Consider the following 24,276-nt stretch of genomic DNA (forward strand, 5'->3'; position numbering starts at 1 on the left):
CTTCGGAGGCGGGCTGCCTCGGCGCGGAGATTGGGCGCGGGCTCGCGGCTCCTGTGCTGGATGCGCGAAGGCATTCGAATGCGGGACCTCGACACGATCGGCCGGGGCCCGCTCGTCTTTCCTAGCCGGGAAGCCCGAGTTCCTTCAGATACGTGAGCCGGGCGTTTATCGCCGCTGAGAAGTGTCGCCAGTCGAGGCTATCCACCAGCTCCGTCGGCTTGGGCTCCTCGGCCGATGATGTGACGTAGCAGGCGGCGTCGTACAACTGCTCCGCCACGAGGCGTTCACAGAAGATCCCGAAGCGGTCCTGGTAAGAGGTCTTGTGCCAGTGTGAGTCGATGGGCAGTGCGCCCTTCGCGATCCTGACCGGGTTCCTGGACTTCTGGTGGTCTTCCATGATGAAGAAGTAGCCGAGCCAGGGCTTCTCCTTCGGATACAGGTCGGCCAAGACTGCTCGGCGTAGGTCCACAGCGCTGCCGAGCGCCTCCTCGACCCTGTTGTTGTAGTTGTTGCCGAAGGAAGGGCCACCCAACGCCTTGAGCTCGAAGGCCGCGACGAGGACGCCCTTGTGGACGACCACCACGTCCCACTGCTTCTGGGGGCGGTAGTAGCCGGGAAGTTCGAGTCCTTGCTTCTTGGTGACCCGGATGCTCTCGGGCGGGTAGCCGGCTTCGAGGAAGAACTTCGACAGGAGGATCGCGATCGCGTCGAAGTGCTTACCGCCACGTACGGATCCAGCTGTACCGGCTCCGACAGCAGCCTTGATCGCAGACTGTTCGCCCTGAAGCTTCCTGGCGTCCCAGTAGGCCGCTATCGCATCCTCGAAATCCTGGCGGGTGACCGTCAAGATTCGTCCTCCTAGTCAGGCAGTTCGGCAAGTCCGTAGACGCGCAGGGCGGCCTCCGTGGCGGCCCTCACGTCTCGCTTGTCGAAAGCTGCCGCCAGGGCTTCTCGGTCGCGCTCGCTGATCGCTTCCGGGTCGGGGACCCGGATCTTGCGGAGGTACTGGGCCTGGAAGCGGAGGGTCCCCCCTCGCATCTTGACCGCGTACGCCTCCACGAATGCTTCCGCGACCTTGGAGAGCAGCAGACCACCCAGCACGCGCATGTCCCAGACGTCCGAGACGATGAAGTACAGGTTGTGGTGAGGGTACAGCCCGCCCTCATCGAGTACCGGATGGATCGTCAGCTTCATGTCCGGGAACAGCAGCTTGGGCCGCCGGGCCAGTGTGGAATCGACCTTGTCGATGGTCTTGTACCAGCGGTGCGGCTGCTTGACCGCCACGTAGCGCTTGCGCAATGCGGCTTCGTGATCGTCGAGATACTTTGCGAGCCGGGGATATGCGGCGAGGTCGACCAGATCGCCACTCGCAGACCAGGGGTTGACCAGGTAGGTGCCGCTCCAGTTGAGCGCGCCGCTCGTGGTGTCACGGACCATGGCCATAGGCAGCAGTCGGTCATCCTCGATCAACTTTTCGTCGCTGGTGAGGAAGACCTTGTCCGCGCCAGTGGCGACGCCAATGCCGACCCTGGTGCCGGTGCCGTTGTTCTCGAGAAGTTGGAAGTGCTCTGTCAGCTCTTCGAGCACGGCCAGCCGGGCGGGAGAGGCGCTCGGCCACGAGTCCTCGTCCGGGAACCAGTGCGGCATGCGAGCGGCCTGGAAGGCTTCCGTCGCGACCGTTTCAGTCCGATCACTCGTGTACCAGCGCGCGAAGTCGGTGGCTTGGGGAGCGTCGAAGGCTCGCGTGGTGTCTGCGGCTACGGCGGTGCCCTGGCCTCGATTGCTGATGAGCGTGATGGCCGGGTAGGCGGAAACCTGGTCGTCGAACGCGTCGACATCGTGCATGACCAGGGCCAAGTCCATGCTGAAGCTCTTGGTCACCAGTTGCCTCAGCCGCCGACCGTACTGGTTGCGCATCCAGCGGTCCGCACAGATGAAGCCCAACTGTCCTCCTGGCCCGAGGCTTCGGAGAGCGACTTCGAAGAAGCCGACGTAGATGTCTGCGCGACCGCTCATGGTGGTGCACGCGTGACGGTAGACCGCCATCCTGTCCGCTGGGACGTCCTCCAGACGGATGTAGGGCGGGTTGCCGACCACGTAGTCCGCGTGCTGGATCGCCTCGGGCTGGAGCAGGTAGTCTCCCCGCTCGATCCAGGACTCTGCTACCGACTGGGCTTCTGCTGGGTCCCAGCCATCGTCGACCAGGTGCTTCTCGACTACTTCGCGGCTCCTGTGGACGTTCCGCTCCAGCAGGTCGAGCGCACGTACAGCCCCGCGTGCATCACCGATGGGGCGGTTGTACTTGCGGCAGGAAGCGCTGATCCGCGAGGCCACCGCTCCCAGAAACGCTCCCGAGCCGCAGGCCGGCTCAACAAGCTTCAAGTCGCAGAGGAGCTTGTCCGAGGTGTAGCCCACGAGGTCGAGGATCAGGTCGACGACCCAGCGCCGTGTGAACACCTCGCCGTGCTCCACGGCCTCCTCGGGGACCGAGGGAAGGGTGTGGAGGGCGGTCTCGAAGAACAGGGGAGTGGCCACGTCTCGACACTACTAGGGAGGATTTCGGCCACGAGAGTTATCCACAGGGGCGGTCGCGCTCAACGGAGTGATCTGTTCCGTCTGCGGAGCATCGGGCGCGTGAGCCTGATGAGGTCGACAGCCATGTCGTTCTCGTGGCCAAGGAGAGCGCGCTCTGGTTCGTCGACGTGAAGGTGCCTGCGACTGAGTAGTGCGCGGGCCAGCGACCGAGCTGACGTGTCACCTTGGGCCAACTGAGACCATCAACGAAGAAGGGCCCGCAGCAAGCTGCGGGCCCTTCGACGTATTGCCCGGTGAGAGCAATGGCGGAGGATACGAGATTCGAACTCGTGAGGGGTTGCCCCCAACACGCTTTCCAAGCGTGCGCCCTAGGCCACTAGGCGAATCCTCCGCCGCAAACAATACAAGACGTTGAGGGGTGCTCGCGAACACGTTCCCGGGGAGATCGTCAGGACGGGGTCGGGCGGACGGATCGGGGAGACCTCGGGGCCGGGCGGGTGGACCTGGAGGGGTGGGGATCGGCTAAGGTGGGCGTCAGCCCCTCACGTGGCGCTATCTGACTGAACTCCCCCAGGGCCGGAAGGCAGCAAGGGTAGGTTGGCTCTGGCGGGTGCGTGGGGGGCCCTTGCGTTTTCCGGGCCCCTTCGCGGGCCCCTCCGAAGAGGCCGTCCCGGGTGGGGTTTCCCCGAGGGGTGGGGCGGGCCCCGGATGGTGCTCCAGCCGCCCCGTCGCGTGTGTGATCTACATCTCGCCGGTTCGCCGGCGGTCCGGTGTGACCAGGGTCCCCGGTCGCGGGGGTCCGATGCGGAGCCGGTTGTCGGCGCGTCCCGATAACCTCGTAACTGTGTCGTCCCTTGCGCTGTACCGCCGCTACCGCCCCGAGTCGTTCGCCGAGGTCATCGGTCAGGAGCATGTCACTGACCCGCTCCAGCAGGCCCTGCGGAACAACCGGGTCAATCACGCGTACCTGTTCAGCGGGCCGCGTGGTTGTGGAAAGACGACCAGCGCGCGCATCCTCGCCCGCTGCCTGAACTGTGAGCAGGGGCCGACGCCGACGCCGTGCGGGACGTGCCAGTCCTGCCAGGACCTGGCACGCAACGGCCCGGGTTCGATCGACGTCATCGAGATCGACGCGGCTTCGCACGGTGGCGTGGACGACGCCCGTGACCTGCGCGAGAAGGCGTTCTTCGGGCCGGCTTCCAGCCGCTACAAGATCTACATCATCGACGAGGCGCACATGGTCACCCCGGCAGGGTTCAACGCCCTGTTGAAGGTGGTCGAGGAGCCGCCGGAGCACCTCAAGTTCATCTTCGCGACGACCGAGCCCGAGAAGGTCATCGGCACGATCCGGTCGCGTACGCACCACTACCCCTTCCGGCTCGTCCCGCCCGGGACCCTGCGGTCGTACCTCGCGGAGGTCTGCGGCAAGGAGAACAGCGCGGTCGAGGACGGTGTGCTGCCGCTCGTCGTACGGGCCGGGGCCGGGTCGGTCCGTGACTCGATGTCCGTCATGGACCAGCTGCTGGCCGGTGCGGGCGAAGACGGCGTGACGTACGCCATGGCGACCTCGCTGCTCGGTTACACGGACGGGTCGCTGCTCGACTCGATGGTGGACGCCTTCGCGGCCGGCGACGGTGCCGCGGCCTTCGAGGTCGTGGACCGGGTGATCGAGGGCGGCAACGACCCGCGCCGGTTCGTCGCCGACCTGCTGGAGCGGCTGCGTGACCTGGTGATCCTGGCGGCCGTGCCGGACGCGGGGGAGAAGGGGCTCATCGACGCCCCCGCCGACGTGGTGGAGCGGATGTCGGACCAGGCGTCCGTCTTCGGCGCCGCCGAGCTGAGCCGCGCCGCCGACCTCGTCAACCAAGGGCTGACGGAGATGCGCGGCGCGACCTCGCCGCGCCTCCAGGTGGAGCTGATCTGCGCCCGGGTGCTGCTCCCCGCCGCCTTCGACGACGAGCGGTCGTTCCAGGCGCGGCTGGACCGCCTGGAGCGCGGCGGCGCCTTCGCGGCAGGGGCAGGGGCAGCGGCGGCAGGAGTGCAGGCGGTACGGGCCGCCCCGCCCGCGGTGGGGTACGTGCCCGGGCCGGAGGCGCATCCGCCCATGCCCACCGCGCCCGCCACGGCTCCGTACAACCCGCCGACGGCTCCGTACAACCCGCCCGCAGCCCCGTACGACCCGCCCGCCGCCGCACCGTACGAGGCCCCGGCGCCGCAGGCACCCGCCGCCGCACCGTCCGCCGAGTACGGGCAGCAGCCTCCGGCCGAGGCGCCGCCCGTCGCTCAGCGGCCCGGTGCCTGGCCCACACCGGCCGCTGCCGGTGGCGGGGAGCAGGCCCGCCGCCCCGGTGGCTGGCCGACCGCCTCGACGCCGGGTGCCCCGGCGCCCCGCCCGGCCACCCCGGCGCCCGCTCCGGTCGCTCCCGCCGCCCAGGCGCCCGCCGCGCAGGCCGGGGGGCAGGACATGGCGCAGGGTGCCGGACAGGTGCGGAGCATCTGGCCCGAGATCCTGGAGGCGGTGAAGAACCACCGCCGCTTCACCTGGATCCTGCTCAGCCAGAACGCCCAGGTCACCGGGTTCGACGGCACCACGCTCCAGATCGGTTTCGCCAACGCGGGCGCCCGCGACACCTTCGCGAGCAGTGGCAGCGAGGCGGTGCTGCGGCAGGCGCTGGCCGAGCGGTTCAACGCCCAGTGGCGCGTCGAGGCGATCATCGATCCCTCCGGTGGCGGTGGCCAGCCGATCCAAGGGGGTGGCGGGCGCCCCGGCGGTGGCGCCCCCGCCTACCAGGCCCCCGCCTACCAGGCCGCGTCCCCGGCCCCCGCGTCCCAGTCGTCGGGGTACCAGGCCGCGGCCCCGCAGCCGTACGAGCAGCGGGCCGCACCCGCTGTGGCGCCTCAGCAGCCCCACCAGCCTCCGTCGTCGTCCCACCAGTCCCACCAGTCCCAGCAGTCCCCCAGTGGGCAGGGCGGTTCCGGGCCCGCGTCCGGGGCGTACGAGCGGTCCGCGCCCGAGCCGGCGCACACGGTCGCTCCGGAGGACGACACCCCGGAGGCGGACGACCCCGACCTCGTGGACTCGGCGCTCTCCGGGCACGAGCTGATCGTCCGCGAGCTCGGTGCCACGGTCGTGGAGGAGTACACCAACGAGTAGCGCGGAGCGGGAGGGGGAGCCGGCCGGGGAGCGTTGACCGGAGCGGGCACCCGCTCACGGGCGGGGCCCCTTCAGGCGCTGGAGGGCGTGCCCGGCCGCCGGAGCCTCCCGTCCACGGACCGGCGGCCGTCGAGGCGCCGCGCCCCCGGCGGTTAGGCTGCATCCCGTGAAGGTCCTCGTCATCGGCGGCGGCGCCCGCGAACACGCCCTGTGCCGCTCTCTTTCCCTCGACCCCGAGGTCACCGCTCTGTACTGCGCTCCCGGCAACGCCGGTATCGCGGAGGTGGCCGAACTGCGCCCGGTCGACGCGCTCGACGGCGACGCCGTCGCGCGCCTCGCCACCGAACTGGGTGCCGGGCTGGTGGTCGTCGGCCCGGAGGCGCCGCTTGTCGCCGGGGTCGCCGACGCCGTGCGCGCCGTCGGCATCCCCTGTTTCGGCCCGTCCGGTGAGGCAGCGCAGCTCGAAGGGTCCAAGGCGTTCGCCAAGGACGTGATGGCCGGGGCCGGCGTCCCGACCGCCCGGAGCCACGTCTGCACCACCGCCGACGAGATCGACCACGCGCTCGACGCCTTCGGCGCCCCGTACGTCGTCAAGGACGACGGGCTCGCCGCCGGCAAGGGCGTCGTCGTGACCGACGACGTCGATGCGGCCCGTGCCCACGCGCTCGCCTGCGACCGGGTCGTCATCGAGGAGTTCCTCGACGGTCCCGAGGTGAGCCTCTTCGCGATCACCGACGGCACCACCGTGGTGCCGCTCCAGCCCGCCCAGGACTTCAAGCGCGCCCTCGACGGCGACGAGGGCCCGAACACCGGTGGCATGGGTGCCTACTCCCCGCTGCCGTGGGCGGACCCGAAGCTGGTCGACGAGGTCCTGGAGACGGTTCTCCAGCCCACCGTCGACGAGCTGCGCCGGCGCGGTACGCCGTTCTCCGGCCTCCTTTACGCGGGCCTCGCGCTGACCTCGCGCGGCGTGCGCGTCATCGAGTTCAACGCGCGCTTCGGCGACCCCGAGACCCAGGTGGTCCTGGCCCGTCTGAAGACTCCCCTCGCGGGTCTGCTGCTCGCCTCGGCGAACGGCACGCTGGACGAGGTACCGCCGTTGAACTGGCGCGAGGACGCCGCCGTCACGGTGGTCATCGCCTCGTACAACTATCCGGACACCCCCCGCACCGGCGACCCGATCGACGGTCTCGCCGACGTGGCGGCCCAGGACGCCCCGCACGCGTACGTCCTGCACGCCGGGACCAAGGCGGACGGCCGTACGGTTCTGAGCGCGGGCGGCCGGGTCCTGTCGGTGACGGCGACCGGCCCGGACCTCGGGAAGGCCCGCGAGCGCGCTTACGCGGCCCTCGGCCGCATCCGGCTCGACGGCTCCCAGCACCGTACGGACATCGCGCGGAAGGCCGCGGAGGACGCCGGGGCCTGATCCCCGACTCCCCTCTCCGGACCCGGGGGCGTACGCCACCGGGCCCGCCCGCCCGACCTGGTGGCGGCCGAGTGACATCTCGGCCGCCCCCGGCGTTTCCGCAGGCCCCACGGTGTCCCCGCGGACTCCGTCGGCACGGGACCAGCCGCACGGGACCGCCCGGCGAGGCGAAAGGGCGGACGCGCCTCGGGTTGCGCTTCCGGTGCGCCGGAGCACGCTCCCGCGTGTGCGCTGCGTGCGCGGGGAGAAGGGCTTGCCCATCCATGGCAATAAGTCAGCAGCTTTGCCCAAAGCCATTCCATCGGGTGACGGCTGGGCCATCCGGATGACGCCCGAGAAACCCCCAACTAGGGTGCGGCGCAAGGATTCCGGCACTTGGCCCACTGACATTGCGATGTCCGAGGGCGGTGCCACAGTGGGGGAGTGAGCAACACCGTCGCGGGGGCAGAGGGGGTGACTTCCGGTCGTGTCCGGTACGGAGACTGGTGAGGACCTGGGCATGCGGGCCGCCCGGGCGCGGGCCCTCGCGCTGCTGCGCATCCGCAGCCGCGCGGTGGCGCTGGCGATCCTGCCCGCCGCAGTGGCCGTGGTCATGATCGCCGCCACCGCGCAGGGGCATCTGTCCGGTGTCGGCTGGAACACCGCCCGCTGGGTGGTGGGCGTGACAGCCGTCGTCTTCCTGCTGCTGGCCGCAGGGGTCGCCGTCACCGTCGCGCGGGCCCGACCGGCGCTCAGTCCGACCGTCGCGGTGCACGAGAAATCGGCCCCCGATCTCTACCGGCTCGTGCGCGAGCTGGCCGACCGCATGGGTGTGCCCGCGCCCTCGGCGATAGCGCTCACCCCCGACTGCGACAGCTGGCTGGAGGACCGCACCCATCCGACGGCGCGGAGCGGGCCCGCCGCCGGGGCCGAGGAGCGGGCCGGTGGGCGGCGCGACCGCGAGCGGGCCGCGCCGGTGCTGGTCATCGGGTCGCCGTTCCTGTGGTGGATGCGCGTCGGTGAGCTGCGCGCGGTACTCGCCCCCGTGGTCGCCGGTACGGGCCTGGCCGCGCACCCCGACATAGCCGCCGCCCGCAGGTTCGTCCGTGGTCTGGACGGCGTCGTCGCGGACGCCGGGTCTCCCGGAGCCGGGTCCGCGCGGTCAAACGTTTCGCCCTCCGGCGTGCTCGGCCGGCTGCCGCGCGCCTTCACCGGTTGGGCGGCCCGGCTGATGCTCCGCGGCTGTCGCGGGCACGCCGCCGAGATGGAGCGGTGCGTCGCGCTCTCCGCCTCGCTGCGCGCCCAGAGCGTGGACTACGGCGTACGGGCCGTCGCGCAGGAGCAGGTCGGGCTCGTCTACGCGGGCTGGGACCGGTTGCTGACCCGTGTCGCGCTGCCCGCCTGGCGGATGGGCAGGTGGCCGGCGCGGCTGGACGCGGGGGTGGTGTCCGCGCTCACCGAGCTGTCCCGGCGCGACCGGCTCGCGGAGGGGTTCGCCGCGCGCCTGGGCGAACGCCCCGCCTGTGATCTCCTCGAAGAACCGGGTCTCGCCGACGAGGCCGCTTCCCTGCTCGCCGCGCGGCTTTTCCACGGCGGCCCGGCCCGGGGCGGCGAGTGGTCGCCGGTCGACTGGCAGCGGTATCCGGAGGAGGTCGTCGACCGGAAGTGGCGCACGGAGGCGGCCCGGCTGCACGGCGTCATGGACTCCCTCGTCACGGACTCCCCCGGCGTGGGCCCGTCCGGCACGGGCCCGTCCGGCACGGCGGCCCCCGGTCCCGTACCCCCGGCGGGAGGTCCGGGAGCGGTGGTCGCGTCCGATCCCACCGGGCCCACCGCCGTACACCCCACCGCCGTACACCCCCCGGCCGTCCGTACCGCCGACGCCGGAGCGCCGACGCTGGCCCGGGTCATCGACCACCTCGCGGCCCGGGGCGGCGGCGAGGAGCTCGCGGCTGCCGTGGGGGCCGCCGTCGCCCGCGAGGAGGCCGCGGGGGCCACCGCGCGCGCCGGGACGCCCGCCACCGGGACGGCGAACGGTGCGACGGGCACCGCGTCGGCCGGTGCGTCGCCCGCCGCGTCGGGCGGGAACGGCCCGGCCGTGGATCCGCTCGACCTCTGGGGCCCCGGCCCGCTCCCGCTCTTCCCGCTCCAGCCGCCCCGTACGGGCACGGAGCTGCTCGCCGACCACGTCACGGCGATGGTCTGCTGCGCGGCCGTGGACACGGCGGGCGCGGCACCCGGCCTGGACTGGCTGGACGGCCCGGCCCTGCTGGTCGACGGGGCGCGCCGGACGGATCTGGGCACTCCGGTGCTCAGCCTGGTGGAGGACGGGGACGCCGCGCCGCTGCGCTCCTGGCTCTCCGAGCTGGGCATCCGGGAGGACAAGCCGGTCCGCCTGGTCTGACCTCCGCCCGTATCCCGCCCGGCCGGCTCCGGCCCGCTGAGCCGTGCCGCCCCCGCCGTGCCAGGCCCGCCCCGCCGTGCCGCGCCCCCGTGCCGCTCCCGACGCGCCCCGCCTCGCTCACGCCGTCGGAGCCCGGCGCTCGGGCCGGTCCGTGCGCCCCGCCCGGACTCAACACGCCCCCCGGATACGGAAATGTGTCCCAGTCCGCCGCAACAGGCCCTCCGTATACGGAAATATGGCACCGTGTACGCAATCGGTCCGCGCACGCGGTGCCGGAAGGGCTCTGTTCCGCGCCCCGCGCACGCGCCGTCGACCGGCGCACACCGCCGTGCGCGCGCGGGTGCGGGGCCCGGTGCGGGCCCAATACCCGGAAGGCTAGGTTCCGTTCACGTCAATTCACGACGAACGGTGACGAGCCGCATGCGTTATGTGATGTGCTGGGATCAGCCCTGACACAGGGCGCACCAGAGTGGTACGGGGGACGTGAGGGAGGGGCCGGTCATGGGGGCGGAGCACAGTCGCCGATGGGAGTCGGGTGCCCTCGCGCACGCCGTGAGCGATCCGTTCGGGCAGGGGCCGTTGCCCTGGCTGCGCGGGAGCGAGAACTACTTGAACGACACGGGGCAGGTCGTCCCCTGGTACGCCGACCCCGATCTGGGGCGCAGTGGCGGCGGCCCGCGGACGGCCGATGACGTGCACCGACAGGTGAAGGGTTTCGCGTCGCCCGGGGCGGCGGCGCCGGGGGAGGCCATCGACTTCCACATCACGGTCGACCCGCCGCAGCAGTTCTACGTCGACATCTACCGCATCGGCCACTACGGCGGCGACGGCGCCCGGAAGATCACCACCAGTCCGCGCCAGTCGGGCATCGTGCAACCTCCCCCGCTCGCCGCCGACAAGACTGTTTCCTGCCACCATTGGTGGCTTTCCTGGCGGCTCCAGATCCCGGCCCACTGGGGGGTGGGCGCCTACGTGGCCGTGCTGACCACCGTCGACGGCCACCGTTCGCACGTTCCGTTCACCGTCCGGGACGACCACCCGGCCGATCTGCTGCTGCTGCTTCCGGACATCACCTGGCAGGCGTACAACCTCTACCCCGAGGACGGCCGGACGGGCGCCAGTCTCTACCACGCGTGGGACGAGAAGGGCGGACTGCTGGGCGAGGAAGAGGCGGCGGTCACGGTCTCCTTCGACCGCCCGTACGCGGGCGCCGGGCTGCCGCTCCACGTCGGTCACGCCTACGACTTCATCCGCTGGGCCGAGCGGTACGACTACAGCCTCGCCTACGCGGACGCCCGCGATCTGCACGCCGGCCGCGTCGACCCGGGCCGTTACCGGGGCCTGGTCTTCCCCGGCCACGACGAGTACTGGTCCGTCCCGATGCGGCGCACCGCGGAGCTGGCGCGGGACACCGGGACCTCGCTGGTCTTCCTCTCGGCCAACACCATGTACTGGCAGGTGTCCCTCGCGGCGTCCCCGTCCGGGGTGCCCGACCGCCTGCTCACCTGCCGCAAACGGCAGGGGCCGGGGAAGCCCGCGTTGTGGCGGGAGGTCGACAAACCGGAGCAGCAGCTGCTCGGCATCCAGTACGCGGGCCGGGTGCCCGAGCCCTCGCCGCTCATCGTGCGCAACGCCGACCACTGGCTCTGGCGGGGTACCGGGGCGGGGGAGGGCGACGAGATCGCCGGGCTGGTGGCGGGCGAGGCCGACCGGTACTACCCGCGTACCGCGCTGCCGGAGCACGAGCAGCGCATCCTGCTCGCGCATTCGCCGTACGAGGACTCCGAGGGAGCCCGGCGCTACCAGGAGACCTCGCTCTACCAGGCGCCTTCCGGGGCTCTCGTCTTCGCCTCCGGCACGTTCGCCTGGTCCCCGGCGCTGGACCGGCCGGGGCATACGGACGAGCGCATCCAGCGGGCCACCGCCAATCTGCTGGACCGGATCTGCAAGCGTGACTGAACCCGGCCCGGCGCGACCGGGGAGTGCGGTCGAGTGCGACTGAACCCGACCGGGCCTGACCGGACGGTCCTGCCCGGTGCCCCGCCCGGTGTCCGACCCCGCCGGACCGCCCCACGCGGCGAGCCGGTACCGGCATACGGGACAATCGGATGCGCGACCCTTGGATCAACCTACGCGGAGGCAGCGTGTCCGGTTTCGTAGAAAAGCCCGAGCCCGTTCAGGTGCCGGGCCTCACCCACCTGCACACCGGCAAGGTGCGTGAGCTGTACCGGAACGAGGCCGGCGACCTGGTGATGGTCGCCAGCGACCGCATCTCCGCGTACGACTGGGTGCTGCCGACGGAGATCCCGGACAAGGGCCGGGTGCTGACCGCGCTGTCGCTCTGGTGGTTCGACCAGCTCGGCGACCTGGTGCCCAACCACGTCATCTCCACCGAGGTGCCGGCCGGCGCCCCCGCCGACTGGGAGGGCCGCACGACGATCTGCCGTTCGCTGCGGATGGTTCCGGTCGAGTGCGTGGCGCGCGGCTATCTGACCGGCTCCGGTCTCCTCGAGTACGACGACTCGCGCACGGTCTGCGGCATCGGCCTCCCCGAGGGGCTCGTCGACGGCTCCGAGCTGCCGGGCCCGATCTTCACCCCGGCGACGAAGGCCGCGGTGGGCGACCACGACGAGAACGTCAGCTACGAGACGGTCGCGCACACGGTCGGCACGGAGACGGCCACCCTGCTGCGGCAGACGACGCTCGACGTGTACCGGCGGGCCCGGGACGTCGCGCACGGACGCGGGCTGATCCTGGCCGACACCAAGTTCGAGTTCGGCTTCGCGCCCGGTGCGGACGGTGTGGACGAGCTGGTCATCGGCGACGAGGTGCTGACCCCGGACTCCTCGCGTTTCTGGCCGGCGGCCGAGTGGGAGCCGGGCCACGCCCAGCCCTCGTTCGACAAGCAGTTCGTCCGTGACTGGCTGACCTCGCCGGCCTCCGGCTGGGACCGCAAGAGCGAGACCCCGCCGCCCGCGCTGCCGGGGGAAGTCGTGGACGCGACCCGCGCCAAGTACATCGAAGCGTACGAGCGACTCACCGGCCTCAGCTGGAAGTAGCCCCGCCCCGCCCCGCGCCCGCGTCCGTCCCGCCCCGCGTCCGCCCGGCGCCGCCCGCTCCACCACCGCTGCCGCCGCCCCCGACACAGGAGGGACGGCGGCAGCGGCGTTCCGCCGCGGGGGAGGGGTACGGCTCCGAGGGGCGGCCGGGTACGAAGAAGGCCCCGGTCCTGGGGACCGGGGCCTTCTCACGTGGAGCGAACGACGAGGTTCGAACTCGCGACCTCAACCTTGGCAAGGTTGCGCTCTACCAGCTGAGCTACGTTCGCATTGCGCCTGAGCGCGATGACAACTATACCCATCCCTGAGCCCGAGCGAAACGCACTGCCGCGTGACGGTTCTCCACACCCAGTTTGGAGACCGCCGAGGAGAGGTAGTTGCGGACCGTGCCGGGCGAGAGCGAGGCCCGAGCGGCGATCTCCGCGACGGGGGCTCCGTCCGCCGCGAGTTCCAGCACCTCGGCCTCCCGGGCGGTCAGCGGGGAGTCCCCGGCGGAGATCGCGTCGGCGGCCAACTCCGGGTCCACGTAACGGTTTCCGCCGTGCACGATCCGGATGATCTCGGCCAGCCTGCGGGCGCTGAGCGTTTTGGGCACGAAGGCGCGCACCCCCGCGGCCAGGGCCCGCTTCAGATGCCCCGGGCGCCCGTGACTCGTCACGATCATGGTGCGGCAGCCGGGCAGTCCGGCCCGGATGGATGTGGCCACGCTCACACCGTCCGCCCCCGGCATCTGGAGATCGAGGACCGCGACATCGGGCCGGTGGGCCAGGGCCATCGCGAGTGCCTCGGGCCCGGTCGCGGCCTCCGCGACCACCACGAAGTCGTCCTCCAGGGCGAGCAGCGCGGCGAGGGCACCCCGGATCAGGTGCTCGTCGTCGGCGAGCAGCAGACGCACCGGTGCCGGTGACGGTGACAGCGGCAGGGGTTCGGCGGTCAACGTTCCTCCACGAGTTCCGGCACGAGTTCCTCCACGTGTTCCGGCGAGCGTCCCGGCACGGGTCCCGGCGCGCGCCCGGCCGGTGAGGTGGCCGGCACGGTGGCGGTCAGCCGGAAGAACCCGTCCCCCGCCGGCCCCGCCTCCAGCGAGCCGTCGAGCGCGGCGAGCCGCTCCCGCAGTCCCGGCAGCCCCGAGCCCCCTGAGGAGGGACCCGCGTCGGGTGCGCCGTCGTTCTCCACCACCAGTCGTACGGAGCCCCCGTCCGCGGTGAGCCGGATCACGCAGTGGCGCGGGTCGCCGTGGCGCAGCACGTTGGTGGTCGCCTCGCGCACCACCCAGCCGAGCGCCGACCCGGCGGCGCCGGTCAGCCGGTCCGACGCCCGGTCCCCCTCGATCGAGCAGTCGATGCCTGCCGCCACCAAAACCGCCTGAGCCCCGTGAAGTTCGGCGCGCAGATCCGCTTCCCGGTAGCCGCGGACGACGTCGCGCACCTCCTGCTGGGAGGCCTGGGCGATCCGCTGCACCTCGACCATCTGGTCCACGGCCGAGGGCTTGCCGCGCCGGGCGAGTTCGACGGCGAGCTCGCTCTTCAGCGCGATCACCGCGAGGTTGCGGCCCAGCACGTCGTGCATGTCCCGGCCGAACCGGAGCCGTTCCTCCGCCACAGCCAGGCGCGCCTGGAGGTCCCGGGCCTCCTCCGCCTGCCACATCACGCTCAGGCTCCACGCGGAGGGCCGTACCGCCAGCAGCATCAACAGCGCGCTGAACAGCCCGGCACCCGCCGCTCCGGCCAGCGTCCCCCCGCGCACCCCGGCCGCAGCGAAGAGCCCGGCACCCACCGCCGCGTATGCCAGGCCGTGCAGCAGAAAGGTGCGGACCGGCACCAGGAGGACGTACGGGGTGACGAAGGCGATCGGCAGGTCGAGGGCGAACATCGCCAGCCCGCCACCGTCGATCCCGTGCGTGGCCGCCAGCGCCACGAGCAGCCCGAGCCCGGTGGCGAGCAGCACCCCCGGGACGGCCAGACGGCCGGTGGGGAAGGTGCCCTGCCCCAGGTACGACCGGTGGGCCGGGCGGAGGTTGCGGTGCAGGTACGCGCACTGCGCGGCACAGACCAGGGTGAACAGGCCGCCCAGCGTCCACGGCAGCGGATCGTGGCGCAGGTCCGCGAGGAGCGGGGTGATCCCCCAGGTGAGGAGGAAGAACCAGGGCATCGTCTCCAGCGTCGCCCGCTGGTAGAGGTCGATGCGCTGCAGCCTGCTGCGCCCGTGCCAGCGGCGCCGCCACTCCTTCGTACGCCGGATCACCGTTCCCCGTTCCCCGTCCTCCGTGCCGTCGCCGCCGTCGATCAGCGTCGTGGGTCCCATCGGAACCACCGCCGTCCAGCAAACACGGCGAACCCGGTCCACACCAGTGCCGAGACCGCCGCGGCCACGAGCGCGCCCGCGGACCCGCCGCCCAGCCATCCGACGCGGACAAGGGTCATCACCCCGGTCAGCGGCAGCAGTTCGCAGAACGCGGCCAGCCGGTCCGGGAGGACGGCGAGCGGGACGAAGAGCCCCGAGCCCATCCCGGAGACGAGGAAGAACGGCAGGGTGGTGAGCTGTGCCGTCTGCACCGTGCGGGTGCCCGCCGAGGTGAGCGCGGCAAGCCCGGCCAGAAGGACGCAGCCCAGCAGCAGCCCCGCCACCAGCAGGGCGGGTTGCTCCGGCGCCCCCAGCCCCGTGACGGCCCCGCCGACCGCCACGATCAGCGCGCTCTGGGCGAGCAGCAGGAGCGCGGCGGGCAGCGCCGTCCCGCCCAGGATCTCCAGGTCCCGGATCTCCCCGGTCCGCAGCCGCTTCAGCACCAGCTCCTCGCGCCGGGCGACGTACGTGGAGACCAGGTTCATGTGGACGACCTGGATCAGCGCCGCGCCGATCCCGCCGGTCAGGGCGACCCCGGCCACGGACGTTCCGACGGCTCCGAGATCGACCCGTTCGAGGGAGGACTTGAGGGCGACCGTCATCGCCAGGGGCATCAGCAGCGCGACGAAGACCGCCGTCCTGTTCCGCGCGAGCAAGGTGATCTCGGCGCGGGCGAGGGCGGTGAGCCGTTCCCTCGCCGTGGAGCCCGCCGTGGAGCCCGCCGTGGAGCCTGCCGGGCGGTGCTCAGGGGAACCGCCGCCGCGCTTCGTGGTGAGCGTCATGCCGCCGCCTCCCGCACCCGTCGCGCCCCGGCCCGCTCCGCGCCCCCGCCGGCCACCTCGCCGCCGGTGCGCGCGATCTCCAGGAACGCCTCCTCCAGCGACCCGGACCGGGCATCGAGCCCGTCGAGGCTCACGCCCTCTCCGGCGGCCCAGCCGAGAAGCGCGTGCAGCGATTGCTGGAGAGCGCGGGTACGGATCTCCACCTGCCGCCCCTCCGCCGTCGCTCCCGGACCGTGCCGGTCCACCGGCAGCCGGTCGACGGTGACCCCCTCGGGCAACCGGAACCGGATGCGGGCCGGCCGGCCGGCCGTCACCTCGGCCGTCGTCCCGGAAGCCACGATCCGTCCCCCGTGCATGATCGCCAGCCGGTCCGCGAGAGCCTCGGCCTCCTCCAGGTGATGCGTGGTCAGCAACACGGTCGTACCACCGTTCCGGAGACTCCTGACGAGCTCCCAGGTGTCCCGTCGGCCCTCGGCGTCGAGCCCGGTCGTCGGCTCGTCCAGGAAGAGGACCTCCGGGCGGGCGACGAGGGCCAGCCCCAGATCGAGCCGCCGCCGCTCGCCGCCCGAGAGCTGCTTGATCCGGACCCGGGCCCGGCCGGCCAGGCCCACCAGCTCCAGCACCTCCCCGGCGGGCCGGGCGCCGGTGGTGCACGCGGCCCACATCCGTACGGTCTCGGCCACCGTCAGGTCGGAGGGGAAGCCGCCCTCCTGGAGCATCACCCCGGTCCGGGACCTGACGGCGGCCCGCTCGCGGTACGGGTCGTGGCCGAGGACGCGTACGGTCCCGGCGTCCGGCACCGTGAGCCCTTCCAGCAGTTCCACCGTGGAGGTCTTTCCGGCACCGTTCGTGCCGTGCAGCGCGAAGAGCTCGCCGCGCTGCACGGAGAAGGAGATCCCGGAGACCGCTTCGAAGCCGCCCGCGTACACCCGCCGCACCGCGCGTGCCTCGATCACCGCCGTAGGGGAGGGGGTTGGCTCGCCGTCACGCTCGTCTCTGGTCATGCACCCCAGACTGGCCGGGGCCGGGACCCGGCGGCAGTGCGAGCCGTCACCACTTCGCATGACATCCGTCATGACCGCCCGGCGCGGAGTCCGGACCAGCGGCGCCGGCGTGCGCAGGAAAACCCCGCACGGGAAGCGCGTACGAGAAGCCCGCACGGGAAGCGCGTGGAGCGCGCACGAGAAAGACCCCGGTCGAAATCGACCGGGGTCTTTCTTTTGGAGCGGACGACCAGGTTCGAACTGGCGACCTCAACCTTGGCAAGGTTGCGCTCTACCAACTGAGCTACGTCCGCATTGCCTCCGCTCGGCTTTCACCGGGCGGCGCATTCATCACTCTACCCGATCCACCGGAGTGGTCGGAAAGCGATGCAGAGCGGGTGACAGGAATCGCACACTGCGCCTCCCCCCTGGAAGGGGGGTGTTCTACTACTGAACTACACCCGCACGCTGCTGTGGTTGGGGCCTTTCGGCCTTGCCCCTTGGCGTGATCCAGACTCTATCCGAACTGCGGGGGTGCAGCGCAAGTCGGCTCCCTGGCGGATGTCGCGGCGGACTTCCCGCGCGGGCCGTCCCCGAGGGCCGGTGCCGGCCCCGGGGCGGCCCCGAAAGGCTGTCCCGCCCTCAACTCGCTTGTTCGAACGCCTCGTAGACCTTCTTGGGGATGCGTCCCCGGGCCGGCACCGCCATCTGGTGCGACCGCGCCCAGGCGCGGACGGCCGCCGGGTCGGGGGCGAGGGAGGTGTGGTGGTAGGAAACGGGAGTCTTGCCGCGTTTCCCGGTATTTGTCTGCTTTCGACCGGCTGCCATGTACGGAGCCAGGGTCCTCCGCAGTTTTTTCGCGTTGACGGGATTGAGGTCGATCTCGTAGGACTTCCCGTCGATGGCGAAAGTGACCGTTTCTGCCGCCTGCCCCCCGTCGATGTCGTCGGAGAGCGTGACCACTACGCGCTGCGCCACGGATATCGGTCCTTTCCTGACGGCTCCCGCGCATCTGACGTGCGCGGACGCCGGCCTTCCGGCTGCCTGTTCTTTACGGTCGGATCAGGCCGGACTCGCGGGCTCCGGCCCGGTCCTCGGGTCCTGTGTCGGGTCCCGGGCCAGGCTCGCGGTGTCGTGCGACTCCGCCTCCGGCGTCGACGTCGGCGACATCGCTCACTGATCCGGCCCAGAAGTTCCTACAGGCTCCGGGCATCGGTGTTCCGGTGTTCCATGAGCCGTTTGCTTTCCCTGGTAATCATTTGTACAGCGGTGGTACGGCATTGTGAAGCCCGCGCAATTGTTTCGCGTGTCCGTCCGCAATCGATCCGGATTTTTTCCCGGAGTTTTCCCCGGAACGGTGGCGATCGATATCGGCGCGTGATCTCCAGATCCGTGTCTACCCGCGTAGAAATTTCCGCCAGGTACGCTGGCAGGACCCGCGGGGGTCTGGGGAACCCCCCGGAGACCCAGCCGCACCACACCATTGGGAGTGCCAGTGGCACGCGTCGTAGTCGACGTCATGCTCAAGCCGGAGATCCTCGACCCGCAGGGACAGGCGGTGCAGCGCGCACTGCCCCGTCTCGGCTTCGAGGGAATCGCCGACGTACGCCAGGGGAAGCGTTTCGAGCTTCAGGTCGAAGGGCCGGTCGACGACGCCGCCCTGGCCCGGATCAACGAACTCGCCGAGACCTTCCTCGCGAACACCGTCATCGAGGACTTCGTCGTGAAGGTGGAGTCCGAGGAGGCCGCGAAGTGACCGCTCGTATCGGCGTCGTCACTTTCCCCGGCACCCTCGACGACCAGGACGCGCTGCGCGCGGTCCGGGTCGCGGGGGCGGAGCCCGTATCGCTGTGGCACCGCGACAAGGACCTGCACCAGGTCGACGCGGTCGTCCTCGCGGGCGGGTTCTCCTACGGCGATTACCTGCGGGCCGGAGCCATCTCCCGCTTCTCGCCGGTGATGGAGACCATCATCGAGCAGGCGAAGGCGGGCATGCCGGTCCTCGGCATCTGCAACGGCTTCCAGATCCTGACCGAGGCGCACCTGCTGCCCGGCGCGATGCTGCGCAACAACCACCTCCACTTCATCTGCCGCGACCAGAAGCTGCGGGTGGAGAACACGGGGACGGCCTGGACCGCGGACTACGCGGACGGCCAGGAGATCTCCGTACCGCTGAAGAACATGGACGGCCGGTACACCGCCGACGAGCGCACGCTCGACGAGCTGGAGGCCGAGGGCCGCGTCGCGTTCCGCTACGTCGACGTGAACCCCAACGGCTCGCTCCGTGACATCGCCGGCATCTCCAACGCCGCCGGCAACGTCGTGGGCCTCATGCCGCACCCCGAGCACGCGGTCGAGCCGCTGATCGGCACCGGCGGCACGGACGGCCTCGGTTTCTTCACCTCGATCATCAAGAAGCTGGTCAACGCATGAGCCTGGATACGGTCAAGCACGCGGCCGAGACCCCGGACGCCGGGCAGCCCTGGAAGGAACTCGGCCTCAAGGAGGACGAGTACGCCCGCATCCGCGAGATCCTGGGCCGCCGTCCCACCGGTGCCGAGCTCGCCATGTACTCCGTGATGTGGTCCGAGCACTGCTCCTACAAGAGCAGCAAGGTCCACCTCAAGCAGTTCGGCGAGAAGGTCCCGGCCAACGACGCGATGCTCGTCGGCATCGGCGAGAACGCCGGTGTGGTCGACGTCGGCCAGGGCTACGCGGTCACCTTCAAGGTCGAGTCGCACAACCACCCCTCGTACATCGAGCCCTACCAGGGTGCGGCGACCGGCGTCGGCGGCATCGTCCGCGACATCCTCGCCATGGGGGCCCGCCCGATCGCGGTCGTCGACCCGCTGCGCTTCGGCGCGGCCGACCACCCCGACACCAAGCGCGTCCTGCCGGGCGTCGTCGCGGGCATCGGCGGCTACGGCAACTGCCTCGGCCTGCCGAACATCGGCGGCGAGGTCGTCTTCGACGCCTGCTACCAGGGCAACCCGCTCGTCAACGCCGGCTGCATCGGCGTGATGAAGCACGAGGACATCCACCTCGCGCAGGCTTCCGGACCCGGCAACAAGGTCATCCTCTACGGTGCCCGCACCGGCGGCGACGGCATCGGCGGCGTCTCGGTCCTCGCGTCCGAGACCTTCGAGTCGACCGGTCCCGCGAAGCGCCCGGCCGTCCAGGTCGGCGACCCGTTCCAGGAGAAGCTCCTCATCGAGTGCACCCTGGAGATCTTCAAGGAGAAGCTCGTCGCGGGCATCCAGGACCTCGGCGGCGCCGGGCTCTCCTGCGCCACGTCCGAGCTGGCCTCCGCCGGTTCCGGCGGCATGCGCGTCGAGCTGGACACCGTGCCGCTGCGCGACTCCTCCCTCTCGCCCGAGGAAATCCTCATGAGCGAGTCGCAGGAGCGCATGTGCGCGATCGTCGAGCCGCAGCACGTGGACCGCTTCCTGGAGATCTGCGAGAAGTGGGACGTCATCGCCACCGTCATCGGTGAGGTGACCGAGGGCTCCCAGCTGGAGATCTTCTGGCACGGCGAGCAGATCGTGGACGTTCCGCCGCGGTCCGTCGCCCACGAGGGCCCGACCTACCACCGCCCGTTCGCCCGGCCCGAGTGGCAGGACGCCCTCCAGGCCGACGACGCCGGCAAGCTGGCCCGCCCGGCGAACGGCGACGAGCTGCGCGCGCAGGTGCTCCAGCTCGTCTCCTCGCCGAACCAGGCGTCGAAGTCGTGGATCACGGACCAGTACGACCGGTTCGTGCAGGGCAACACCGTGCTCGCGATGCCCGAGGACGCCGGCATGGTCCGCATCGACGAGGAGACCAACCTCGGCGTGGCCATGGCGACCGACGGCAACGGCCGTTACGCGAAGCTCGACCCCTACACCGGTGCGCAGCTCGCGCTGGCGGAGTCGTACCGCAACGTCGCCGCTTCCGGTGCCAAGCCGCTCGCGATCTCGGACTGCCTGAACTTCGGTTCGCCCGAGGACCCGGACGTCATGTGGCAGTTCGCCGAGGCCACCCGCGGTCTCGCGGACGGCTGCCTGGAGCTGGGCACCCCGGTCACCGGCGGCAACGTCTCGCTGTACAACCAGACCGGTGACACCGCGATCCACCCGACGCCGGTCGTGGCCGTGCTCGGTGTGATCGACGACGTCAACCGGCGTACGCCGGTCGCGTTCGCGCAGGAGGGGCAGCTGCTCTACCTGCTCGGCGACACGCACGAGGAGTTCGGCGGCTCGGCCTGGTCCGAGGTCGTCCACCAGCACCTCGGCGGGATGCCGCCCAAGGTCGACCTGGGCCGCGAGAAGCTGCTCGGCGAGATCCTGATCTCGGCCTCGCGGGACGGCATGATCGACGCCGCGCACGACCTGTCCGACGGCGGTCTCGTCCAGGCGGTCACCGAGTCCTGCCTGCGCGGCGGGCAGGGTGCCCGGCTGGTCGTCCCGGACGGTCTGGACGCGTTCACCTTCCTCTTCTCCGAGTCGGCGGGGCGCGCGGTCGTCTCGGTGCCGCGCAGCGAGGAGCTCCGCTTCAACGACATGTGCGGGGCGCGGGGTCTGCCCGTCACCCGGATCGGTGTCGTGGACGGTGACGAGATCGAGGTCCAGGGCGAGTTCAGCATCCCGCTGAGCGAGCTGCGGACCGCCCACGAGGGAACGATTCCGGCGCTCCTCGCCTGAGCCCTCCCCGCCGGCGCACGCCATGCCGATGCCCCCCGTCCGGTCCGCCGGGCGGGGGGCGTCGTGCTGTTCCCGACGGTCAGCGCAGCAGCGCCGCCCGGACCGTCCACAGGCCGTGTCGGTGGAGAGGGTGGCGACCGTGCGGGGCTTCGCGCTGCTGGAGGCCGGTCTCGGCGGGTTCGCGGCCCGGCGGTGAGCGCGGGCGATCCGGCGGTCCCGGGCGCCGGTGGCCGCCGGCCCCCGGGGTGCCGGAGGGCCGGGGCGAGGCGCCCGCCGGGAGCCGTACGCTCGACGGCATGCCGCCGACCCGCAAGCGCGCCCGCCGCTACGACCCCGACCGCACCCGTACCGCCGTACTGGCGCAGTTCGCGCAGGTCGGGCGGGCGGTCGCGGGGCTGACCCCCGACCAGCTCGCACGGCCCACGCGGCTCGGCGACTGGACCGTGCGCGAGCTGGCCGTCCACCTGGCGACGGGCCTCTCGGTCGTCTGCCGGAACCTGGAGCTGCCGGAGCCGCGCGGCGGGAAGCCGGAACTGACCCCGGTGGAGTGGCCCTTCACGACGGCGGGGCGGGCGGGCGCCATCGACGAGGACACCCGTGCGCTCGCCGCCGCCCATCCCGATCCGGCCGCCCTGTACGAGGAGGTGACGGCCCGCTTCGAGGCGGTGGTGGTACCGGCCCCGGCCGACCGTCTGCTGCCGACCCGGGCCGGCTCGATGCTGCTGGGCGACTACCTGGTCACCCGGACCGTCGAACTGATCGCGCACACGGACGACCTCAACGCGGCGACCGGCCTGGACATCCCGTACGACCGGCAGGCCCTGGCCGCCGCCACCCGGCTGCTCGCGGACGCCCTCGCCGAACGGGCACCCGGCGGTTCGGTGGAGGTACGCGTTCCGCCGTTCGCGGTGGTCCAGTGCATCGGCGGCCCCCAGCACACGCGCGGCACGCCCCCCAACGTCGTGGAGACCGACCCGCTCACCTGGATCCGGCTGGCGACCGGGCGGGCCGGCTGGTCCGAGGAGCGGGAGGCGGCGCGGGTCTCGGCGAGCGGGGAGCGGGCCGACCTCACGGGGCTGCTGCCGCTCATGAGGTGAGGCGCCGGGGCGGTGAGGCGCCGGCACACGGACGCGGGGCGCCGCGGGCCGGAGCGTCCCGCCGACCGTCGTCAGGAGCGGGCGGCGGGACGGGTCTCACGCCGGGTACGGCAGCAGCTCCGCGTCGGTCCGCTCCCAGAACGCCCGCAGCTCCGCCAGCAACTCCGGCTCCTCGGCAGCCCGGTTCGCCTGCTCCCGCTGGTCCTCGCGCAGGTTGAAGAGCTGGTCGCCGCCGGTCTTGCCCCGGTAGTACTTCCAGTCGCCCCGGCGCACCGCGCGCTCGCCGCGCACCCGCCAGAACAGCTCGCGCTCCGGCACCTCCTCGCCCCGCAGCAGATAGCCGCCGAGGCTGGTGCCGTCCAGCGGGTACGCCGGGGCCGGGCGGGCGCCCGCGATCTCCAGCAGCGTCGCCGTCCAGTCCGGCGAGAAGACCGGCAGGTCACTGACCTGGCCCGCGTCGATGCGGGCAGGCCAGCGCAGTACGGCCGGAACCCGGATGCCGCCCTCCTGGAGCGAGCTCTTGTTGCCGGAGAGGGGCCACTGGTAGGAGAAGCGCTCGCCGCCGTTGTCACTGGCGAAGAAGACGAGGGTGTCCTCCTCCTGCCCGGACTTCCTCAGCGCGTCGAGCACCTTGCCGACCGAACGGTCGAGGTCCTCGACCATCTCCTTGTACTTCTCCACCGATCCGCCGTCGTTGTGGAAGAGGGCGGCGATGTCGCCCGACTTGATCTTCCGGACGACCTCGGCGCTCTCCTCGGTGTCGCCGTCCGCGATCCACGGCCAGTGCGGGGTCGTGAAGTTGAGGTTCAGCAGCCACGGCTTGTCGTGGTCGCGCTGGACGTACTCGCTCGCCCGCTCGGTGAGGATGCGCGTGTAGTAGCGGAGGTCCTTGTACTCGGCGTCGCCCTCGTAGAGGTCGTACTCGCCGCCGAGGCCGAGCTTGGAGTAGTACTCCAGCGCGCCGCCGAAGTTGCCGAAGAACTCGTCCCAGCCCGACTTGGTGGGGCTGTAGTCCGGCAGGTAACCGCAGTGCCACTTGCCGATGAGGGCGGTGGCGTACCCGGTGCCGCGCAGCAGCGAGGCGAGCGTCGGGTGCGTCGGCTCCAGGCCCACCGACCGGTCCGCGATCGGCTCGGCGAGCCCGCCCTCGGTGCGCCCCGGGTAACGGCCGGTGTAGAGGCTGAAGCGGGTGGGCGAGCAGGTGGCGGAGCCGGAGTACGCGTCGGTGAACCGCACGCCCTGGCGGCCGAGGCGGTCCAGGTGGGGCGTCTTGATGTGCGGGGCGCCGTACGAGGAGAGGTCGGCCCAGCCCAGGTCGTCACCCAGGATGAAGAGGATGTTGGGGCGGCGGGAGTGCTTGCCGCGCGCCGCCCGGAAGGGCTTCTCCCGCGCCTCGGGCTTCTGCGGAGCGGCGGCCGGGGCGGCGGACGCGGGTCCGGCCGACAGGCCCACGGCCGCGGTGGCGGCGGTCGCGCCGGCGGCGGTGGTGAAGGCCCGGCGCGAGAACGAGCCGGACGGCTCGGCGGGGCGGGGATGCGGATTCTGGGCGGAAGACATGGCGACTCCGGGCACGGGGTTCCCGCAGGGCGGCCGGATACGCCGAGGCGCACCCGGAGCCCTGCGGGGACGGACGGGGAAGCAGAGGGAAAGAGGCGGGGACACCGCGCCTGCACCGCACCGGCGCCGGACCGCGCCTGCACGGGACCGCACGGGGGACGCGGGAGGCACGGGCGGTCGCGGATCACCCGGTGGGCGGCCGGAAGGGAAGCGCGGCCGAGGGGGCGCGGCCGGGGACCCGCGACACGGCGCGGACGGCGGCCGGCGCGGCGGGCCCG

The 24,276-nt window shown here is 71.9% G+C and carries 17 protein-coding genes, 4 tRNA genes and 1 other RNA gene; 10 read left to right on the forward strand and 12 right to left on the reverse strand.

The window, feature by feature from the left end; translation table 11 throughout:
• Positions 1-121: 121 nt before the first annotated feature.
• The 3 genes from OHT52_RS15580 to OHT52_RS15590 all read right to left on the reverse strand — a co-directional run bounded on the left by OHT52_RS15580 (position 122) and on the right by OHT52_RS15590 (position 2,926).
• Complete coding sequence (locus OHT52_RS15580) at positions 122-847, reverse strand: PaeR7I family type II restriction endonuclease (RefSeq protein WP_328720747.1); 726 nt, start codon at positions 845-847, stop codon at positions 122-124.
• An 11-nt stretch (positions 848-858) separates the two neighbouring features.
• Positions 859-2,535, reverse strand: coding sequence for an Eco57I restriction-modification methylase domain-containing protein (locus tag OHT52_RS15585; RefSeq protein WP_328720748.1), 1,677 nt, complete (start codon positions 2,533-2,535; stop codon positions 859-861).
• A gap of 303 nt (positions 2,536-2,838) precedes the next feature.
• A tRNA-Ser gene (locus OHT52_RS15590) sits at positions 2,839-2,926 on the reverse strand.
• 143 nt (positions 2,927-3,069) lie between these two features.
• On the opposite strand from OHT52_RS15590, the gene ffs reads away from it, so the two are divergent.
• The 6 genes from ffs to OHT52_RS15620 all read left to right on the forward strand — a co-directional run bounded on the left by ffs (position 3,070) and on the right by OHT52_RS15620 (position 12,557).
• An RNA gene (gene ffs, locus OHT52_RS15595) (signal recognition particle sRNA small type) lies at positions 3,070-3,164 on the forward strand.
• A 215-nt stretch (positions 3,165-3,379) separates the two neighbouring features.
• Positions 3,380-5,689 carry a DNA polymerase III subunit gamma and tau gene (locus OHT52_RS15600; protein WP_328720749.1) on the forward strand — a complete coding sequence of 770 codons (2,310 nt, stop codon included), beginning with the start codon at positions 3,380-3,382 and terminating at the stop codon, positions 5,687-5,689.
• Positions 5,690-5,855: 166 nt separating this feature from the next.
• Positions 5,856-7,115: a phosphoribosylamine--glycine ligase gene (gene purD / locus OHT52_RS15605; RefSeq protein WP_328720750.1), complete on the forward strand. Its 1,260-nt coding sequence runs from the start codon at positions 5,856-5,858 to the stop codon at positions 7,113-7,115.
• Between the two features lie 466 nt (positions 7,116-7,581).
• Entirely contained in the window at positions 7,582-9,498 is a 1,917-nt protein-coding gene (locus tag OHT52_RS15610; RefSeq protein WP_328720751.1) for a hypothetical protein, read from the forward strand.
• 501 nt (positions 9,499-9,999) lie between these two features.
• On the forward strand, positions 10,000-11,457 hold the full coding sequence (locus OHT52_RS15615) for a N,N-dimethylformamidase beta subunit family domain-containing protein (RefSeq protein WP_328720752.1): 1,458 nt from the start codon (positions 10,000-10,002) through the stop codon (positions 11,455-11,457).
• Positions 11,458-11,642: 185 nt separating this feature from the next.
• Positions 11,643-12,557, forward strand: coding sequence for a phosphoribosylaminoimidazolesuccinocarboxamide synthase (locus OHT52_RS15620; protein WP_328720753.1), 915 nt, complete (start codon positions 11,643-11,645; stop codon positions 12,555-12,557).
• Positions 12,558-12,750: 193 nt separating this feature from the next.
• Here OHT52_RS15620 and OHT52_RS15625 read toward each other — a convergent pair.
• The 8 genes from OHT52_RS15625 to OHT52_RS15660 form a co-directional block, all read right to left on the reverse strand.
• Positions 12,751-12,826: transfer RNA gene (locus tag OHT52_RS15625), tRNA-Gly, on the reverse strand.
• A 23-nt stretch (positions 12,827-12,849) separates the two neighbouring features.
• Entirely contained in the window at positions 12,850-13,473 is a 624-nt protein-coding gene (locus OHT52_RS15630; protein WP_328723757.1) for a response regulator transcription factor, read from the reverse strand.
• A 17-nt stretch (positions 13,474-13,490) separates the two neighbouring features.
• Positions 13,491-14,861 carry a sensor histidine kinase gene (locus OHT52_RS15635; protein ID WP_328720754.1) on the reverse strand — a complete coding sequence of 457 codons (1,371 nt, stop codon included), beginning with the start codon at positions 14,859-14,861 and terminating at the stop codon, positions 13,491-13,493.
• On the reverse strand, positions 14,843-15,682 hold the full coding sequence (locus tag OHT52_RS15640; RefSeq protein ID WP_328720755.1) for an ABC transporter permease: 840 nt from the start codon (positions 15,680-15,682) through the stop codon (positions 14,843-14,845). Before OHT52_RS15640 ends, OHT52_RS15635 begins: the two co-directional genes overlap by 19 nt.
• A complete protein-coding gene (locus tag OHT52_RS15645; RefSeq protein ID WP_328720756.1) occupies positions 15,679-16,686 on the reverse strand; it encodes an ABC transporter ATP-binding protein in 1,008 nt (335 codons plus the stop codon). The genes OHT52_RS15640 and OHT52_RS15645 overlap by 4 nt, the downstream gene beginning before the upstream one ends.
• Positions 16,687-16,903: 217 nt before the next feature.
• Positions 16,904-16,979: transfer RNA gene (locus OHT52_RS15650), tRNA-Gly, on the reverse strand.
• 79 nt (positions 16,980-17,058) lie between these two features.
• A tRNA-Gly gene (locus OHT52_RS15655) sits at positions 17,059-17,130 on the reverse strand.
• Between the two features lie 177 nt (positions 17,131-17,307).
• The gene (locus tag OHT52_RS15660; protein ID WP_328720757.1) at positions 17,308-17,643 is read right to left on the reverse strand and encodes a histone-like nucleoid-structuring protein Lsr2; all 336 of its coding nucleotides are present in this window, start codon (positions 17,641-17,643) and stop codon (positions 17,308-17,310) included.
• Positions 17,644-18,160: 517 nt separating this feature from the next.
• Here OHT52_RS15660 and purS point away from each other — a divergent pair.
• The 4 genes from purS to OHT52_RS15680 all read left to right on the forward strand — a co-directional run bounded on the left by purS (position 18,161) and on the right by OHT52_RS15680 (position 22,441).
• Positions 18,161-18,421, forward strand: coding sequence for a phosphoribosylformylglycinamidine synthase subunit PurS (gene purS, locus OHT52_RS15665; protein WP_266706271.1), 261 nt, complete (start codon positions 18,161-18,163; stop codon positions 18,419-18,421).
• A complete protein-coding gene (gene purQ / locus OHT52_RS15670) occupies positions 18,418-19,098 on the forward strand; it encodes a phosphoribosylformylglycinamidine synthase subunit PurQ (RefSeq protein WP_266706269.1) in 681 nt (226 codons plus the stop codon). The genes purS and purQ overlap by 4 nt, the downstream gene beginning before the upstream one ends.
• Complete coding sequence (gene purL, locus OHT52_RS15675; protein ID WP_328720758.1) at positions 19,095-21,344, forward strand: phosphoribosylformylglycinamidine synthase subunit PurL; 2,250 nt, start codon at positions 19,095-19,097, stop codon at positions 21,342-21,344. Before purQ ends, purL begins: the two co-directional genes overlap by 4 nt.
• Before the next feature lie 296 nt (positions 21,345-21,640).
• Complete coding sequence (locus tag OHT52_RS15680) at positions 21,641-22,441, forward strand: maleylpyruvate isomerase family mycothiol-dependent enzyme (protein WP_328720759.1); 801 nt, start codon at positions 21,641-21,643, stop codon at positions 22,439-22,441.
• Positions 22,442-22,537: 96 nt separating this feature from the next.
• Here OHT52_RS15680 and OHT52_RS15685 read toward each other — a convergent pair whose 3' ends face one another.
• On the reverse strand, positions 22,538-23,998 hold the full coding sequence (locus tag OHT52_RS15685; protein WP_328720760.1) for a sulfatase family protein: 1,461 nt from the start codon (positions 23,996-23,998) through the stop codon (positions 22,538-22,540).
• Positions 23,999-24,276 lie beyond the last annotated feature (278 nt).

The sequence above is a fragment of the Streptomyces sp. NBC_00247 genome, assembly GCF_036188265.1.
In the GTDB taxonomy this organism is placed as follows: Bacteria; Actinomycetota; Actinomycetes; order Streptomycetales; family Streptomycetaceae; genus Streptomyces.

Coding starts and splice junctions, on each gene's coding strand:
- OHT52_RS15640 (WP_328720755.1), bottom strand. CDS start 15,682: ATGACGCTCACCACGAAGCGCGGCGGCGGTTCCCCTGAGCACCGCCCG.
- purL (WP_328720758.1), top strand. CDS start 19,095: ATGAGCCTGGATACGGTCAAGCACGCGGCCGAGACCCCGGACGCCGGG.
- OHT52_RS15615 (WP_328720752.1), top strand. CDS start 10,000: ATGGGGGCGGAGCACAGTCGCCGATGGGAGTCGGGTGCCCTCGCGCAC.
- OHT52_RS15685 (WP_328720760.1), bottom strand. CDS start 23,998: ATGTCTTCCGCCCAGAATCCGCATCCCCGCCCCGCCGAGCCGTCCGGC.
- OHT52_RS15635 (WP_328720754.1), bottom strand. CDS start 14,861: ATGGGACCCACGACGCTGATCGACGGCGGCGACGGCACGGAGGACGGG.
- OHT52_RS15645 (WP_328720756.1), bottom strand. CDS start 16,686: ATGACCAGAGACGAGCGTGACGGCGAGCCAACCCCCTCCCCTACGGCG.
- OHT52_RS15680 (WP_328720759.1), top strand. CDS start 21,641: ATGCCGCCGACCCGCAAGCGCGCCCGCCGCTACGACCCCGACCGCACC.